The sequence below is a fragment of the Nocardia sp. NPDC050435 genome (assembly GCF_040655395.1).
Lineage (GTDB): Bacteria > Actinomycetota > Actinomycetes > Mycobacteriales > Mycobacteriaceae > Nocardia.
On the sequence record NZ_JBFAJW010000003.1, the window covers coordinates 434,022 to 449,798 of the forward strand.

At 70.4% G+C, this 15,777-nt stretch carries 16 protein-coding genes; 6 read left to right on the forward strand and 10 right to left on the reverse strand.

Annotated elements, in window-relative coordinates:
* Nucleotides 1-868 precede the first annotated feature (868 nt).
* The gene (locus tag AB0I43_RS10440; protein WP_357431777.1) at nucleotides 869-1,804 is read right to left on the reverse strand and encodes an alpha/beta hydrolase; all 936 of its coding nucleotides are present in this window, start codon (nucleotides 1,802-1,804) and stop codon (nucleotides 869-871) included.
* A gap of 102 nt (nucleotides 1,805-1,906) precedes the next feature.
* On the opposite strand from AB0I43_RS10440, the gene AB0I43_RS10445 reads away from it, so the two are divergent.
* Nucleotides 1,907-2,707: an HAD hydrolase family protein gene (locus AB0I43_RS10445; RefSeq protein ID WP_357431779.1), complete on the forward strand. Its 801-nt coding sequence runs from the start codon at nucleotides 1,907-1,909 to the stop codon at nucleotides 2,705-2,707.
* Here the strand turns inward: AB0I43_RS10445 and AB0I43_RS10450 are convergent, their stop codons facing one another.
* Nucleotides 2,708-3,121 carry a VOC family protein gene (locus AB0I43_RS10450; protein ID WP_356970946.1) on the reverse strand — a complete coding sequence of 138 codons (414 nt, stop codon included), beginning with the start codon at nucleotides 3,119-3,121 and terminating at the stop codon, nucleotides 2,708-2,710.
* Between the two features lie 88 nt (nucleotides 3,122-3,209).
* Between AB0I43_RS10450 and AB0I43_RS10455 the strand changes: the two genes are divergently transcribed.
* Nucleotides 3,210-4,151 carry a WYL domain-containing protein gene (locus tag AB0I43_RS10455; protein ID WP_357431781.1) on the forward strand — a complete coding sequence of 314 codons (942 nt, stop codon included), beginning with the start codon at nucleotides 3,210-3,212 and terminating at the stop codon, nucleotides 4,149-4,151.
* A gap of 126 nt (nucleotides 4,152-4,277) precedes the next feature.
* Nucleotides 4,278-4,712 (forward strand): hypothetical protein, encoded by a 435-nt coding sequence (locus AB0I43_RS10460; RefSeq protein ID WP_356970944.1) that lies wholly within the window; start codon nucleotides 4,278-4,280, stop codon nucleotides 4,710-4,712.
* Between the two features lie 144 nt (nucleotides 4,713-4,856).
* On the opposite strand, the gene AB0I43_RS10465 is transcribed toward AB0I43_RS10460, so the two are convergent.
* Nucleotides 4,857-5,540 carry an SGNH/GDSL hydrolase family protein gene (locus tag AB0I43_RS10465; RefSeq protein WP_357431783.1) on the reverse strand — a complete coding sequence of 228 codons (684 nt, stop codon included), beginning with the start codon at nucleotides 5,538-5,540 and terminating at the stop codon, nucleotides 4,857-4,859.
* Nucleotides 5,541-5,542: 2 nt separating this feature from the next.
* On the reverse strand, nucleotides 5,543-6,949 hold the full coding sequence (locus AB0I43_RS10470) for an MFS transporter (protein ID WP_357431785.1): 1,407 nt from the start codon (nucleotides 6,947-6,949) through the stop codon (nucleotides 5,543-5,545).
* A 105-nt stretch (nucleotides 6,950-7,054) separates the two neighbouring features.
* Between AB0I43_RS10470 and AB0I43_RS10475 the strand changes: the two genes are divergently transcribed.
* Complete coding sequence (locus AB0I43_RS10475; protein ID WP_357431787.1) at nucleotides 7,055-7,708, forward strand: TetR/AcrR family transcriptional regulator; 654 nt, start codon at nucleotides 7,055-7,057, stop codon at nucleotides 7,706-7,708.
* A 37-nt stretch (nucleotides 7,709-7,745) separates the two neighbouring features.
* On the opposite strand, the gene AB0I43_RS10480 is transcribed toward AB0I43_RS10475, so the two are convergent.
* From AB0I43_RS10480 to AB0I43_RS10505, 6 genes are all read right to left on the reverse strand, one after another.
* Complete coding sequence (locus tag AB0I43_RS10480) at nucleotides 7,746-8,624, reverse strand: CbiX/SirB N-terminal domain-containing protein (protein ID WP_357431789.1); 879 nt, start codon at nucleotides 8,622-8,624, stop codon at nucleotides 7,746-7,748.
* Between the two features lie 20 nt (nucleotides 8,625-8,644).
* Nucleotides 8,645-9,931 (reverse strand): GTP-binding protein, encoded by a 1,287-nt coding sequence (locus tag AB0I43_RS10485; RefSeq protein WP_356970935.1) that lies wholly within the window; start codon nucleotides 9,929-9,931, stop codon nucleotides 8,645-8,647.
* Entirely contained in the window at nucleotides 9,931-10,878 is a 948-nt protein-coding gene (gene cysD, locus AB0I43_RS10490; RefSeq protein WP_356970934.1) for a sulfate adenylyltransferase subunit CysD, read from the reverse strand. Before cysD ends, AB0I43_RS10485 begins: the two co-directional genes overlap by 1 nt.
* On the reverse strand, nucleotides 10,857-11,576 hold the full coding sequence (locus AB0I43_RS10495) for a phosphoadenylyl-sulfate reductase (RefSeq protein WP_356970933.1): 720 nt from the start codon (nucleotides 11,574-11,576) through the stop codon (nucleotides 10,857-10,859). Before AB0I43_RS10495 ends, cysD begins: the two co-directional genes overlap by 22 nt.
* Nucleotides 11,577-11,598: 22 nt before the next feature.
* The gene (locus AB0I43_RS10500; protein ID WP_356970932.1) at nucleotides 11,599-13,323 is read right to left on the reverse strand and encodes a nitrite/sulfite reductase; all 1,725 of its coding nucleotides are present in this window, start codon (nucleotides 13,321-13,323) and stop codon (nucleotides 11,599-11,601) included.
* A 183-nt stretch (nucleotides 13,324-13,506) separates the two neighbouring features.
* Nucleotides 13,507-13,599 carry an Ms4527A family Cys-rich leader peptide gene (locus AB0I43_RS10505; RefSeq protein WP_356970930.1) on the reverse strand — a complete coding sequence of 31 codons (93 nt, stop codon included), beginning with the start codon at nucleotides 13,597-13,599 and terminating at the stop codon, nucleotides 13,507-13,509.
* Between the two features lie 212 nt (nucleotides 13,600-13,811).
* Between AB0I43_RS10505 and AB0I43_RS10510 the strand changes: the two genes are divergently transcribed.
* Nucleotides 13,812-14,234: an SgcJ/EcaC family oxidoreductase gene (locus tag AB0I43_RS10510; protein ID WP_356970928.1), complete on the forward strand. Its 423-nt coding sequence runs from the start codon at nucleotides 13,812-13,814 to the stop codon at nucleotides 14,232-14,234.
* Between the two features lie 125 nt (nucleotides 14,235-14,359).
* Nucleotides 14,360-15,520 (forward strand): radical SAM family heme chaperone HemW, encoded by a 1,161-nt coding sequence (hemW, locus tag AB0I43_RS10515; protein WP_356971422.1) that lies wholly within the window; start codon nucleotides 14,360-14,362, stop codon nucleotides 15,518-15,520.
* Nucleotides 15,521-15,777: the final 257 nt, after the last annotated feature.

The following is a 15,777-nucleotide window of genomic DNA, read 5'->3' on the forward strand; positions in this document are numbered from 1 at the left end:
AGTAGCCCACACGCCGGCGTAGTCGGCCGCCGCCGAGCAGAGCCGAGGATTCTCCGCTGCCCGAGAAACGGCCATCGCTCTCGCATCGAGACCTTGTGTCCAGCAGGCATGTCCGGCCCGTTTGCTCGCAACGGTGCGCTCCGCTTGCGGTAGCGGCTACGAGAAGTAGCCCACACGCCGGCGTAGTCGGCCGCCGCCGAGCAGAGCCGAGGATTCTCCGCTGCCCGAGAAACGGCCATCGCTCTCGCATCGAGACCTTGTGCCCAGCAGGCACGTCCGGCCTGTTTGCCCGAGGCGGTGTGCTCCGCTTGCGGCAGCGGTTATGAGAGGTGATCGTTGGACGGCGTGCCCGCCGACCACGTCGTTGGGTGGGAGGTCTTCCGTCAGCCCGAGAACCGGCCATCGGTCTCGCATCGAACCCTTATGTCCGGCCCATTTGCCCGAGGCGGTGCGCTCCGCCTGCGGTAGCGGCTATGAGAGGCGATCGTTGGACGGCATGTCGCCGACCATGCTGGCTGGTGCCGGGGGAGGTTCCTCCGCCGCCGTCACCCGACGTGCGCGCTCGGATCAGGGCTACCGCTGAACCTCGGCCGCCCGGCCCGAGTTGCTGATCCCGATTTCGCTCTCGACTATCGAGTGCGTACACCCGGGGTGCACGACGGGCAGCGGCTTCGCGGTCGGTGCTGTCCAGATCGGTGCGCTTTGCCGGCGGTGGCGGCGACGAGCGGTACCTCGTAGGGCAGCCCCGCTGCTTCGCGGAGTGCAGCGAGCCACCGGATGTCGACCAAGGCCGCAGTCGATACCAGGCGACTTCGCCGCACGTCCCATGGGGAGGGCCAGATCTGCGGCCCGCAGTTGAGGCGCCAGCCTAGAGGATCGCGTCGATGTCAGCCCGCGAAAACAGTTGCTCGCCGAGCCATGCTCGGATGTCGTCGTGGGCGGCTCGGGCCATCGGGGTCGGGTGGCCGGTGAAGCCGTGTGGTGCTTCGGGGTAGAGGCGCAGGTCGACGTCGGTGCTGGAGGCGGAGAGGCGGGCGGCCATGGCGAGGTTGTCGTGGAGCAGGATGTCGGCTGTTCCGACGACCAGGAGAACCGGTGGGAGATGGTCGAGTTCGGCGTAGAGCGGTGAGATGTCGGGGTGCGTGCGGTCCGGTTCGGCGCCGGCGTAGGCCTGGAGGAAGTACTCGTCGGCGATCAGGCGGCCGGCGGGGGTGCGGGCGCTCAGATCGTAAGTGCCGAATTGCAGGACGGCGCAGTCGAAGTCGTTGCTGCCCCGGGCGCGCAGGCGCAGCAGGGTGGTCATCGCGAGGGTCGCACCCGCGGAGAAGCCGCCGAGGGCGAGTTTCGCTGTGCCGAAAAGGCGCTGGGCGTGCTCGATCAGCCAGAGCGCGGCGGTTTCGCAGTCCTCCGGCGCGGCGGGCCACGGGTGTTCGGGCGCGAGACGGTAGTCCACGCTCACGACGGCGATGCCGAGCGCGTCGGCGAGCCGCCGGTTGCCGACGTCGCCGGCGGCGGCCGAACCCATGTAGAAACCGCCGCCGTGGATGTCGAGGAACACTGCGCGCGCCGGGGTGTGCACCGGGACGTGGATCCGCACCGGGACCGTCCGCCCCGCGGCGACGGCGAGTTCCTCGATCGCCGGTGGGCTCGCCGGTGCGGGTGTGGCGGCGTTCGCCCGTACCGCGCGCAACTCGTCGGAACTGCTCGGACCCCTTCCGGCAGCGCGCTTTTCGTAGAACTTGCGCGACCTGTCGACAAGTGCGTGCAGGCGGGGGTCGATCAGGTCGGTCAGTCCGAGACGCATGACCACGAAGGTACGGATCTCTCGTCCGCGCCGATCGCGGTGGGGCGGTCTCCCGGGAGGCCGAAGGATGACGGCGCGGAGGCGTCGATGCACAATGGGCAGGTGGTTGGTCTCGGGGGCGGTCCGCAGCTGGTGGCACTGGATGTGGACGGCACATTGCTGGAAACCGGGTCGGCGATCAGCGCGCGGGTGGTCGCGGCGGTGCGGGCCGCGGTGGCCGCGGGCGTGCACGTGGTCGTCACGACGGGGCGGACGCTGCTGACGACGCGGCCGGTGCTGGCCGAGCTCGGGCTGGTCGAAGGGCATGCCCTGTGTTCCAACGGCGCCGTGCACATCGATGTGGCCCGCGACGAGCCGGTCGCGGTACAGACCTTCGATCCGGGGCCGGCGGTCGAGGCGCTGCGCGCGCTGTTCCCGGAGATGATCTTCGCCGTGGAGAAGGTGGGCATCGGCACCTGGGCCACCGGGCTGAGCCCGGGCGGGTTCTTCCTCGGGGAATATCTGGTGGTCGATCACGACGAGCTGAGCAGCGAGCCGACTCCGCGCCTGAACGGCTGGTGGCCCACCGGCTCGCAGGAGGAAATGCTGCGGCTGCTGGACCGGCTGCATGTTCCCGAAACCAGTTGGGTGCACGGCGAATTCGGCCCCTGGCTCACCCTGTCCCGCCGTGGCGTCACCAAGGGCTGGGCCCTGGAACGGCTCCGGGCCGCGCTCGGCGTCCCGCACGAGCGCACCCTGGCCATCGGTGACGGCCACAACGATCGCGAAATGCTGGCCTGGGCCGGGCATTCGGTGGCGATGGGCAATGCCGTCGACGAGATCCGCGACCTCGCCGACGAAGTCACCGATGACGTCGCCGACGACGGGGTCGCGAAAATCCTCGAGCGCTGGTATCGCGCCTGATCACACCGCTCCGGTCCGGCTCAGCACGTCGAGGTAGTGCGGGTTGCTCATGATTCCGAGGATGTTGCCGAACGGGTCGAGCACCGCCGCCGTCACGAATCCGGTGCCTTCGCCGCGCGGGGTGATCGGCTCGTATTCCTTCGCGCCCAGGGCGAGCAGCCGCGCGAAGGTGGCCTCGAGATCGTCGACGTGCCAGTTCACGATTCCGCCCGCGCCGGGCTCGTTGCGTGCCCCGGCGGGTGCGTAGGCGCGATTGATGATGCCGAGTTCGTGCTGGTAGTCGCCGATGCGGAATTCGTAGTAGCCGCCCGGCACATTGAAATACGGCTGGACGCCGAGGAACTCGGCGTACCAGTCCTTGGCGGCTTCCAGGTCGTCGGCGAAGTAGGTGGTGGTGGCCATTCCGCGCAGCATGTCTGTCTCCTCGGTCGATCGGTTGGTGTATCCAGCATCGCGCGCAAAGTGCGCACCGAATGAGCACTTTTAGCGCGATACTTTCGGTATGCGAGCGGACCGTTTGGTGGCGACCCTGTTGTTGATGCAGTCCCGGGGCCGGGTGACGGCCGCGGAGCTCGCCGCGGAGCTGGAGGTATCGGTCGCGACGGCCCGGCGCGATCTGGAGGCCCTGTCGGCCGCGGGCGTTCCGGTCTATCCGCAGCCGGGCCGGGGCGGCGGCTGGCAGCTGGTCGGCGGCGCGCGCACCGATCTGAGCGGTTTGACCGCGCCCGAGGCGCGGGCGCTGTTCCTGCTGGCGGGTTCCTCGACCGGTGGCGAACCGGAGGTGAAGTCGGCGCTGCGCAAACTGGTGCGCGCCCTGCCGCAGACCTTCCGGGCCGACGCCGAGGCCGCCGCGGACGCGGTGGTGATCGATCCCGCGCGCTGGGGCCAGCACGATCGGACCAGGCCCGGCGTGGTCACCCTCCTGCAACGTGCGGTCGTCGAAAGACGCAGGGTCCGCATCGATTACGAGCGCGCGGGCACCCGCACCAGCCGCCTGGCCGACCCGTGGGGCCTGATCGACAAGGACGCCGTCTGGTATCTGATCGCCGGGACGGAGCAGGGCAAGCGCACCTTCCGGGTGGACCGTGTGCTCGCGGTCCAGCTCACCGACGAAACCGCCGACCGCCCAGCCGATTTCGACCTGGCGACCGCCTGGTCGGAGGTGGTGGGGGAGATGGAGCGCCGCCGCGCCGCCGTGGCCGCCACCGTGCTGATCTCCGAGACGCTGCTGCCGGTCCTGCGCGACCAGCAGGGCCGCCACTGCGAGGTCGACGGCCCGGCGCCGGATGGCCGTGTGCGCGTGCGGATCTCCGCTCCGGACGCCGCCATGGTGGCCCGGCAGCTGGCCGGCTGGGGTGCGGATGTCGAGGTCCTGGGGCCGGCGTCCGTTCGCGCCGAGCTGGCCGCGATCGGCGCCGAGCTGGTGCGGCGTTATGCCAGCTGAACGAGCTATTCGGAGCGAAGCATGCAGTTTTTGATCTTGTCGGTCCCCTCGGATATCAATTGAGCTCTCCGGATCATCGGATCCGGACGATCCCGGTCATCGGGATAGGGGAGATAGGAAATACGCATGGTCCGTAGGACTTTCAACAACGCCGGCCGCAAGGTGATCGCGGGACTGCTGCCGCTGGCGGTGGCCGTCACCTTCGCCGGTGTGGCACAGGCCGATCCGGGTCAGGCTGCCCCCGCCCCGGCGGCGGTGGTGCAGCTGGTCTCCGAGCCGGTCGCCGTGGCGCCGGTCGCCCCCGCCGCGCCCGCGGCCGTCGCGCCGGTCGCCGAGCTGGGTGACATCGCCACCAACCCGAACGCGCAGAACTCCGACCCCATCGCGAACGGGGTGGCGGCGGGCGCGCTGATCGGCGCGGTCGCCATGGGTGTGCTGTGCCTGCCCGCCATGATCGTCGGCGCCATCCCGTGCGCCGTGGGCGGCGCGCTCAACGGCGCCCTGATCGGCCTGATCGTCGGCGCGCTGGCGCCGCAGGTCGTGCCGCAGGTGCTGCCCTGATCCAGGGGTGAAACCAGGCTGGGCCGCGTCCGGGCAACTGCCCGTACGCGGCCCAGCGTGTTTTCCGGGACCCTGCACGGTCACCGGAAAGCGCTGAGCCACAGTCGGTTCGGGAACTGACCGATCGGGCTCGGCGCCGCTCTCTCAGTGTGCCGCAGGAATTCGTTTGCCCAGCGCACGCACCATTTCCGTGGCCACCACCGCGTGCCCGCTGGTGCTGAAGTGGATCAGGTCGGCGCTCATCAGATCCTCGCGCAGGCGCAGCGGATGCTCCCAGAACTCCACCAGCAGAACGTCATAGCGGACCGCGACCGCGCGCAGGATGTCGTTCAGTTGCGCCATCCGGTCGCGCATGGGCCGCATCGGCGCCATGCGCTCGACGTCCCACACGTCGCTGAGCGTGAACGTGGTGAGCTGGGCCCCGGTCTCGGCCAGCGCCGCGCACAGCGTCTCGAGGTTGGCGCGCAGCGCCGCCGGATCGCCGCCGGCCTGGAACAGATCGTTGCCGCCGCAGCTCAGATGCACCAGATCGGGCCGGAACTCCAGGACCCGCGGCAACTGCTCCGCCAGCACCTGCGCACTGGTGGCGCCGATCTTTCCGGTATTCAGGTACGCGAGCGCGGGATTCACGGTGGTGAGGTGGGCGGCCACCCGATCGGCCCAGCCGACAGGTGCGTAGCCGGGGCTCGGATCGCCGACACCCTGGGCGATGGAGTCGCCGAGCACCGCGAAGCGATGCCAGGGCGCGCCGGTCAGGTGCTCGACCGCCGCTTCCGGCGTCAGCAGCAGCGGATCGTCGGCTTCGGTGCGAAGTACGTGGTGCGTCATGGTCATTCCTCCGGGGAGCCCGCGTGCGCGGGGATGGCGAGCACGACCGCCGCCAGCACGGTGATGCCCGCGCAGACGGCGAACAGGGTGTGGAACGCGGTGAGTGGCTGGTCGGGATGCGCGGCGAAGATCGCGGCCAGCAGCGCGACGCCGAGCGCGCCGCCCACCTGCCGGGCGGTCAGATTCATGCCGATGCCCGCGGCGAACTGTTGCGGCGGCAGGGAACTCGCGGCCGCGGTGCCCAGCACGGTGACCACGAGCCCGAGCCCGCCGCCGCCGAGGAGTCCGGCGGGCATCCAGGCCGACCACAGCGCCGGATCGGGACCGAAGGTGCCGGTGCTCATCCACGCGAGGGTGGCGAAGAACAGCGCGGCGCCGAGCACGCCGGCCCAGCGCCGCGCGGGCGCGGTGGTCAAACGGCCGGCGATCGTCGCGGTGACCATCGCCGCCACCGCCCCGATGGTCAGCGCCCCCGCCGAGGCCAGCACCGAGTAGCCCCAGATCGCGTCCAGGAACAGCGGTCCCGCCAGCAGCCAGGCGAACATGGCGGCTCCGAAGACGAACGAGCCGGCGTTGGCCAGCGCGTAGGGCCGGCTCCGCCACAGGTCGACGGCGATCGCAGGATTGTGGTGTGTGCGTGAGCGAATCAGCGCGCCGAGCAGCAGCAGCCCGCCGAGGAGCAGGCAGGCGAGCGTGGCCGGTGCGGTCCAGCCCCACCGCTGCCCCTCGGTGACCCCGGCGACCACGGCGGCCAATCCGAGCGCGACCGCGGCGGTGCCGATCGGATCCGGCAGCGCCCGGCCCGGCGTCCGGGTGTCCGGGAGTGCGAGCCGGGCCGTGGCCACGATGAGCGCGAGCGCCACCGGCACATTGATGAAGAACACGGCGCGCCAGCCGAACGCCTCGACCAGCCCGCCGCCGAGCGCCGGACCGACCACGGCGGCGAAACCGCCCGCGGCCGACCAGGCGCCGATGGCGGCGCCGATCTTCTCGCGCGGGGTGACGCTGAGCACCAGGCCGAGCGCGGCGGGCACCATGAGCGCCGCGGTCACGCCTTGCAGCAGGCGTCCGGCGATCAGCCAGCCCGCGGTGGGCGCCAGCCCGCACAGCAGCGAGGTCAGGGCGAAGCCGGCCAGGGCGAGCAGGAACATCCGGACTCGGCCGAGCGCGTCGGCGAATCGTCCGGCGGGTGTCAGGAAGGCGGCGAACGCGACCGCGTATCCGCTGACCACCCAGGTGAGCGTGGTGGCCGCGGTGCCCGGGTAGGTGCGGGCGATGGCGGGGAAGGCGATGTTGACCACGGACAGGTCGAGGAAGGCGATGAAGCCGGCGCCGCAGGCGAGCAGCAGCGCCCGGCCGGCGGATTTCGCGGCCGGCGGACTGCCGGGACGCACGGACACTTCGGTCATGGAGTGGAGTCCTTCGAGAGGGCGAAACAAAACGCACGATCGTTCGTCCAATAAAACTACGACCGACCGTTCGTCTTTGCAAGTGGGAGATGTCAGAATGGGGGCATGGCAGCAGCGCGGAGCGACCTCGGCACCGAGCGGGAACCGGCGACTCTTGCCGCCGCGGAGCCCACCGATCAGCGGCTCGCCAAGGGCGCCCGCTCGCGCGCCTCGATCGCCCGGCACGCCGCCGACGTCGCCTCGGTGGAGGGCTTGAACGGCGTCACCATCGGCAAACTGGCCACCGATCTGGGCCTCAGCAAAAGCGGCATCGCCACCCTGTTCGGCAGCAAGGAATCGCTGCAACTGGCCGCGGTGCAGGCGGGGCGCGAGGTCTTCATCGCGCAGGTCATCACCCCGAGCCTGGACGAGCCGCGGGGCCGTACCCGGGTGCGCGCGATGGTGGATCGCTGGTTCGACCACATCACCGGCGCGGTCTTCCCCGGCGGCTGCTTCCGCACCGCCGCGCTCACCGAATTCGACAGCAAGCCGGGTCCGGTCCGCGACGCCCTGGCCGCCGATCACAACGAATGGCTGAGCTTCCTGGCCAAGGAGATTGGCAAGGGGCAGGACCTGGGCGAACTGCCCGCCGCCGACCCGGACTGCCTCGCCTTCCAGCTCGACGCCGTCATCACCGCCGCGAATACCGCCCGCCAGCTCGGCGACGAGGCCAAGGTCGCGATGGCCCGCACCATCGCCGCGCAGCTACTGGGCGAGTGATCGCACGACCCGGCGCGCTCACGCGGGGAGCGGAAAGCTAGGCCGAAAGGGCCAAGGTGGTGGCGGCCGCGTCGTAGCGGTCCCACACGATGCCGGTCAGCGCGGCATGCGGCCCGATGACGTTGGCGTGCACCAGATCCGGGGCGAGCGCCGCCAGGCGATCGGTGAGCAGGCCCGGGGCGAGGAACCACGGAGCGACGAGCACGTCACCGGCCCCGCGCGCACGCAGGCGGGAAATCGCCTCGGTCACACTCGGTTCGGTGGTCGCGAAGCAGATCTCGGTGTGCCAGCCGGTCAGCAGCGCGAGCCGCCGCGCGACATCGGCGGAGCGGGCGTTGGCGGCCGCGGCGGACGAGCCGACCGCCGCGACGGCGACCCCGAGCCGCCGGGCGGTGCCCAATGACTGAGGGTTGCCGAGTTGCCGTGCGGCGTCGGGCCGGCGGGCGGTGCGGGGGTCTTGGGCGGTGTCGAGTTGCCGTGCTGCGTCGAGCGACTGGGCGGCAGCGCCCGGCCCTGCGAGGTCGACGAATCGCACGTGATCAGCGTGACGAGACACAGCCTCCGGCGCGGATTCCAGCACCCGGTCGCGCAGCGCCTCGACCAGTCGGGGATCCGGTCCGAGCACCTCGGCCTGGGTGATCCGCAACTGCGGGTGCCCGGCCCGCGCGGCATCCAGCAGCGCTGGCAGGTCGGACCGGGCGTGGAAAGCGCTGCCCAGCAGCAGGGGAGCGACCACGACGTGCGTATGCCCCTGCGCCGCAACCGCGTCCACGACCTGCTCCACCGAGGGCGCGCTGAGATCGAGGAAGGCGAGCCGGACATCCAGATCCGGACGGGCGGCGGCGATCTCGGCGACGACCGCCGCCATGGTGGCGGCCGACCGCGGATCGCGGCTGCCGTGGGCAACCGCGATCATCGCGGGCGGGGTAGCGGACATCAGGCGGGTGCGCCGACCTCGACGGCGGTGAGCACGTCGCCGACCAGGCCCGCGGCCAAGGTGTTGCCGCCGGCCGGATCGATCAGCAGGAAGCTGCCGGTGTGCCGGTTGGCGCGGTAGTCGTCGGCCGCGATCGGCTCGGCGACGCGCACCGAGATGCGGCCGATGTCGTTGAGCTCCAGCGCCTCCGGGCTCGGCACCGCGGCCAGGTTCTGCTCGTCGAAACGCTCCACGAGCGCGCCGACGATGGCCTGGGTGGTGCGGGCGCCGTGCTTGAGCAGCAGCCGGGCCCCGGCCCGCAGCGGCTTGTCGCCGAGCCAGCAGACGGTGGCGTCGAAGCTGTCGATCGGCTCGGGCGCGTCGGCGACCGAGGCGATGATGTCGCCGCGCGAGATGTCGACCTCGTCGGCCAGGATCAGCGTGACGCTGCGCCCGGCCTGGGCGACGGCCAGCTCGCCGTCGGGGGTGTCCACCCGCGCGACGGTGGTGCGAATGCCGCTGGGCAGCACCACGATCTCGTCGCCGGGCGACACCGAGCCCGCCGCGATCTGACCCGCGTAGCCGCGGTAGTCGGGGTACTCGGCGGTGCGCGGCCGGATCACGTACTGCACCGGGAAACGCAGCCCGAGCGCGGTGTTGTCGGCGTCGACCGGCACCGACTCCAGGTGCTCGATCAGCGACGGCCCGCTGTAGTACGGGGTGTTCGCCGACCGCGAGGCGATGTTGTCGCCGTGCAGCGCCGACACCGGGATCTCGACCACGTCCTCCGGTGCCCAGCCCAGCGTCTTGGTCAGCGTGTTGAACTCCGCGGAGATCTCGGCGAACACCGTCGCCGGATCGTCCACCAGGTCGATCTTGTTGACCGCCAGTACCAGCTTCGGCACACCCAGCAGCGCGAGCACCGCGGCATGGCGGCGCGTCTGCTCGATGACGCCCTTGCGCGCGTCGACCAGCAGGATCACCAGCTGCGCGGTGGACGCGCCGGACACGGTGTTGCGGGTGTACTGCACGTGCCCGGGCGTATCGGCGAGCACGAAAGAGCGCTGCGGCGTGGCGAAGTAGCGGTAGGCGACATCGATGGTGATGCCCTGCTCCCGCTCGGCCCGCAGGCCGTCGACCAGCAGCGACAGATCCGGCGTGGCCAGGCCCTTGTCGACCGAGGCGCGGGTGACCGCGTCGATCTGATCGGCCAGCACCGACTTCGTGTCGTAGAGCAGGCGCCCGACCAGGGTGGACTTGCCGTCGTCGACAGAACCGGCGGTGGCCAGTCTCAATAGGTCGGCCATCAGAAGTAGCCCTCTCTCTTGCGGTCTTCCATGGCGGCTTCGGAGACCCGGTCGTCACCACGGGTCGCGCCGCGCTCGGTCAGGCGGGAGGCCGCGACCTCGGCGAGGATCGCCTCGTTGTCGGCGGCGTCGGACAGGATGGCGCCGGTGGTGGAGCCGTCGCCGACGGTGCGGTAGCGCACCGAAAGCGTCCGCAGCTCTTCGCCTTCGGCCGGACCGCCCCACACGCCGGGGGTCATCCACATGCCGTCGCGCTGGTACACCGGGCGCTGGTGCGCGTAGTAGATGCTGGCCAGATCGATGTCCTCGCGGGCGATGTAGCGCCAGATGTCGAGCTCGGTCCAGTTCGACAGCGGGAATACGCGCACGTGCTCACCGGGAGCGTGCTTGCCGTTGTAGAGGTTCCACAGCTCCGGGCGCTGCCGCTTGGGATCCCACTGCCCGAAGGCGTTGCGCAGCGAGAAGATCCGCTCCTTGGCGCGCGAACGCTCCTCGTCGCGGCGGCCGCCGCCGAACACCGCGTCGAAGCGGTGCTCGGAGATGGCGTCCAGCAGCGGCACGGTCTGCAGCGGATTGCGGATGCCGTCGGCGCGTTCGGTCAGCCGGCCGTCGGCGAGGTAGTCCTCGACGCTGGCGACATGCAGGCGCAGGCCGTACTTCTCGACGATCTTGTCCCGGAACTCCAGCACCTCGGGCAGGTTGTGCCCGGTGTCGACGTGCAGCAGCGCGAACGGCAGCGGCGCGGGCCAGAAGGCCTTGAGCGCCAGGTGCAGCAGCACCGTGGAGTCCTTGCCGCCGGAGAACAGGATCACCGGCCGCTCGAATTCGCCTGCCACCTCGCGGAACACGTGAATGGACTCGGACTCCAGCGCGGCGAGCGTGTCGAAGTCGGTGATGCCCAGGGCTCGGCCACTGATGGTTTCGGTCATGATTGATGCAACCCGCATTCGGTCTTGGCGAGGCCGGCCCAGCGGCCGCTTCGCGGATCGGATCCCGGCTCCGGCTTCCGCGTGCACGGAGCGCAGCCGATGGACGGATATCCCTCTTCCACCAGGGGATTGACGAGAATGCCGTGGGTGTTGATGTAGTCCTGCATCTCGTCGTCGGACCAGGGCGCGATCGGGTTGATCTTCACCAGGCCGAAAGCTTCGTCGAAGGAGATCAGCGGCGCGTTGGCGCGGGTGGGGGCCTCCACCCGCCGGATGCCGGTGACCCAGGCGTTGTACCCGGCCAGCGACTTCTTCAGCGGCACCACCTTGCGCAACCGGCAGCACTCGGCCGCGTCGCGGGCGAACAGATCCTTGCCCAGCAGCTGATCCTGTTCGGCGACACTGTGTTCCGGGCGCACGTTGACCACGTTCACCCCGTACACGGCCTCCACCGCGTCCCGGGTGCCGATGGTCTCGGCGAAGTGGTAGCCGGTGTCCAGGAACAGCACGTCCACGCCGGAGCGCACCTGCGCCGCGAGGTGCACCAGCACCCCGTCCTGCATGTTCGAGGCGACGATGTAGTTGCCGCCGAAGGTCTTCTCGGTCCACGCCAGCAGTTCGGCCGCCGAGGCGTCCGGGCCCAGTTCGGCCGCGCCCTGCTCGGCGAGGGCGCGTAGCTCGTCCTCGGACAGCTTCGCCGCGACTTGCGTTGTCATAGTTGATCTCCCATCGACCGGGTCACCGAAGGTCGGTCTCGTCGGCGCGAACCGCCCACTGCGCGAAGCGTTCTCCGCCCTCGCGATGCTTGAGGAAGTTGCGCACCACGCGCTCGATGTAGTCACCGAGCTCGTCGCTGGTCACCTTGTGCTGGCGCAGTTTGCGCCCGAAGGCGCTGTCGAGTCCGAGGCTGCCACCGAGGTGAACCTGGAAGCCCTCCACCTGATTCCCGTTGCCGTCGTCGACCAGCTGACCCTTGAAGCCGATGTCGGCGATCTGGGACCGGCCGCAGGAGTTGGGGCAGCCGTTGATGTTGACGGTGATCGGCACGTCCAGGTCGGCGTTGATGTCGGCCAGGCGCTGCTCCAGTTCGGGCGCGAGCACCTGCGAGCGCTTGCGGGTCTCCACGAACGACAGCTTGCAGAACTCGATACCGCTGCAGGCCAGCAGGTTTCGCCGCCAGTGCGACGGCCGGGCCTGCAGGCCGAGCGGCTGCAGTTCGTCGATGAGCTGCTCGACCTTGTCGTCGGCGACGTCGAGCACGATCAGCTTCTGGTACGGCGTGAACCGGATCCGGTCCGAGCCGACCCGCTCCACCGCGTCGGCCACCCGCTGCAGGATGGTGCCGGAGACGCGACCGGCGATGGGGGAGAAGCCGACCGCGTTCAGCCCGTTGCGCAGCTTCTGCACGCCGATGTGATCGATGGGCCGCGACGGCTTCTCCGGCGCGGGGCCGTCGATCAGCTTGCGCTTCAGGTACTCCGTCTCGAGCACCTCGCGGAACTTCTCGATGCCCCAGTCCTTGACCAGGAACTTGATCCGCGCCTTGGTGCGCAACCGCCGGTAGCCGTAGTCGCGGTAGAGCGAGACGATCGCCTCCCACACGTCCGGCACCTCGTCCAGCGGCACCCACGCGCCCAGCCGCTGGGCCAGCATCGGATTGGTGGACAGGCCGCCGCCGACCCAGACGTCCAGGCCGGGGCCGTGCTCGGGATGCTCGACGCCGACGAAGGCGACGTCGTTGATCTCGTGCACCACGTCCTGCTGGCCGGAGATGGCGGTCTTGAACTTGCGCGGCAGGTTCGAGTACTTCTTGTCGCCGATGTAGCGCTTGACGATCTCGTCGATCGCGGGCGTCGGGTCGAGCACCTCGTCGAACGACTCGCCGGCCAGCGGCGAACCGAGCACCACGCGCGGGCAGTCGCCGCACGCCTCGGTGGTGTGCAGGCCGACTTCCTCGAGGCGGCGCCAGATCTCCGGCACGTTCTCGATCTCGATCCAGTGGTACTGGACGTTCTCGCGGTCGGACAGATCGGCGGTGTCGCGGCCGAACTCGGTGGAGAGTTCGCCGAGCACCCGCAGCTGACGCGCGTTGAGCGCGCCGGCGTCGCAGCGTACCCGCATCATGAAGTACGGCGCCTCGAGCAGGTCGATGTTCTCGTCGCCGGTGAAGGTGCCGTCGTAGCCCTGCTCGCGCTGGGTGTAGAGCCCCCACCAGCGCATCCGCCCGCGCAGGTCGGCTTTGTCGATCGACTCGAAGCCCTGCTTGGAGTAGATGTTCTCCACGCGAGCGCGCACGTTGAGCGGGTTGTCGTCCTTCTTGGACTGCTCGTTGGGGTTGAGCGGCTCGCGGTAGCCGAGCGCCCACTGGCCTTCGGACTTGCGGCGGACCGGCTTTCCGGTGCGCTCGCGCCGGGCGGCGGGCTTGGGCTGATCGCTGGGACCGGCGTCGGTAGTCGACGTCATCCTGGGGGATGGCGAGGTGGCGGAGCTTGCGGAGCCGCCGGGGTGGGAAGACAACAGTCGCTCCTGCTGGGGTGGGGTACATCGGCCGATGGGTGCGAGGGGCTGGACTCGCGCCCGCGGTAGCGTGCGGACCGATGCGATTCGAGAGTGCCGGGGAGACCCGGGGGAATGCGCGCCGCTCTGCTACCGGTGCGAACCGGGCAGACAACAGGCGCTGCAGACGCGCTTGAAGTCGACGTGGCGTCGTGCCACCAGTCGTACTCCGGATTCGCGCATGGAGCCTATTGTGCCACGTCAAACGGGGCGTTCCGACCGGGGTGCGATATTTCCCCCGATTTCGCGGGAAATCCGCAGGACGTCCGGGGGTAGATGTGACGGCCGTCATAGATCGGGTCGGTCAGTTGTCCATCAATGCGCCCGGCGCGCCGGTTGTGAACTGACGCACCGGCGCTTGACCTCGAGATAGCTCGAGGTTCGAGGATGGCCTCATGACCGACACCGCCCTTTACACCCCCGCCGACACCGAGGCCGAACTCGCCGCGATCCGCGAGGTCATCGCCACGGTCGATCACGCGCAGCGCAACGAACTGGTCGACGAATTCATCGCCCTGTTCCGCGCCGACGCGATCTGGACCACCGGCCACGGCAAACGGCTCTTCGGACGCGAGGCCATCGCCGAGTTCACCGCCCAGGTGCTGCCCGGGGCCACCGCGGACGGCGGCCACGCGACCTACGACTTCGAGTACGCCATGTTCATCCGCCCCGACGTGGCGGCGGTCAAGCTGCACCAGCGCTACTTCGACGCCGACGGAGCCCTGATCGGCGAAGGCGCGCCGCTCTACGTGATGGCCAAGGAAGACGGCCGCTGGCTGCTCACCGCGAATCAGAACACCCCGATCGTCGCGGGCTGAGGACGTCGTCGCGGTGCCCGGTGAGCTGGGACACGCAGGTGGGTGCGCGCGGCCCCGCGGCGGGTGTTCACACTGGTGAGGTGAGTACTGCCGCCGCTCCCGCGGGAACCGAAGCGACCGCACCCGTGTTGCACGACTTCGGGGGCGGGCCCTTCGGCATCTACATCCACGTGCCGTTCTGCGCCACCCGCTGCGGGTACTGCGATTTCAACACCTATACCGCCGGTGAGCTGGGCACCTCGGCCTCGCCGCAGTCCTGGCTCGCGGCGCTGCGCGGCGAACTCGCGACGGCCGCCGCGGCTTTCGCGCGGTTGCCCGCCGCGACGCCGGACGTGTCGACGATCTTCGTCGGCGGCGGCACCCCCTCGCTGCTCGGCGGCGACGGGCTCGCCGAGGTCCTGGCCGCGGTGCGCGCGGAATTCACCCTCGCCCCCGGCGCGGAGGTCACCACCGAGTCGAACCCGGAATCGACCTCGCCGGAGTTCTTCGAGCAATTGCTCGCGGGCGGCTACACCCGGGTGTCGCTGGGCATGCAATCCGCGGCTCAGCACGTGCTGAAGGTGCTCGACCGCACGCACACCCCGGGCCGGGCGGTCGCCGCCGCGCGGGAGGCCCGCGCGGCCGGGTTCGAGCACGTCAACCTGGACCTCATCTACGGCACGCCGGGCGAACGCGACGCCGATCTCGACGCGAGCCTCGACGCCGTGCTGGCGGCCGGCGTCGACCACGTGTCCGCGTACTCGCTCATCGTCGAGGACGGGACGGCGCTGGCCCGCAAGGTCCGCCGCGGTGAGCTGCCGGCCCCCGACGACGACGTCCTCGCCGCCCGCTACGAACGCATCGACGCCCGCCTCGCCGCCGCCGGTCTGCACTGGTACGAGGTATCCAATTGGGCCGCAAACGATTCCGCGCGTTGCCGGCACAATCTGGGTTACTGGGACGGCGGCGACTGGCTCGGCGCGGGGCCGGGCGCGCACAGTCACGTCGGCGGCGTGCGGTGGTGGAACGTCAAGCATCCGGCGCGCTACGCCGACCGGGTGGCGCAGGGCGGTCTGCCCGCCGCCGGGTGGGAGGCACTCTCGGCCGAGGAGCGCTACACCGAGCGCGTCATGCTCACCGTCCGGCTGCGTACCGGCATCGCGCTGGCCGCGCTGGACCGCTCGGGGGTCGCCGCGGCCGAGCGAGTCGTCGCCGACGGGCTGGCGGAAGTGCGGGCGGATCGATTGATCCTCACCGACCGCGGACGCCTGCTGGCCGATGGCGTCGTCCGCGACCTGCTGACCTGATCGGCCGGTCGCACGCGGGCGCGATCCGTGGCTGCCGCACGTGCGTTCGCCTCGCCGGGTTCCGCAGCCGTCCGCGCGCCGACCCGCCCGTGGCCGCCGGACGATCTTCCGGGCTCCGGTGCGCGGGCGAATTGCTGGGCGCGGAACCGGATTCCGCCGGTGATCTCGAAGCCGCCCGCTGTGCGTTCTCACAACGCCGCGCGCCCATGTTTGCGTGGTCTTGCCTGATAGGCCCCCGTTCTACTATCGCGCTCGAC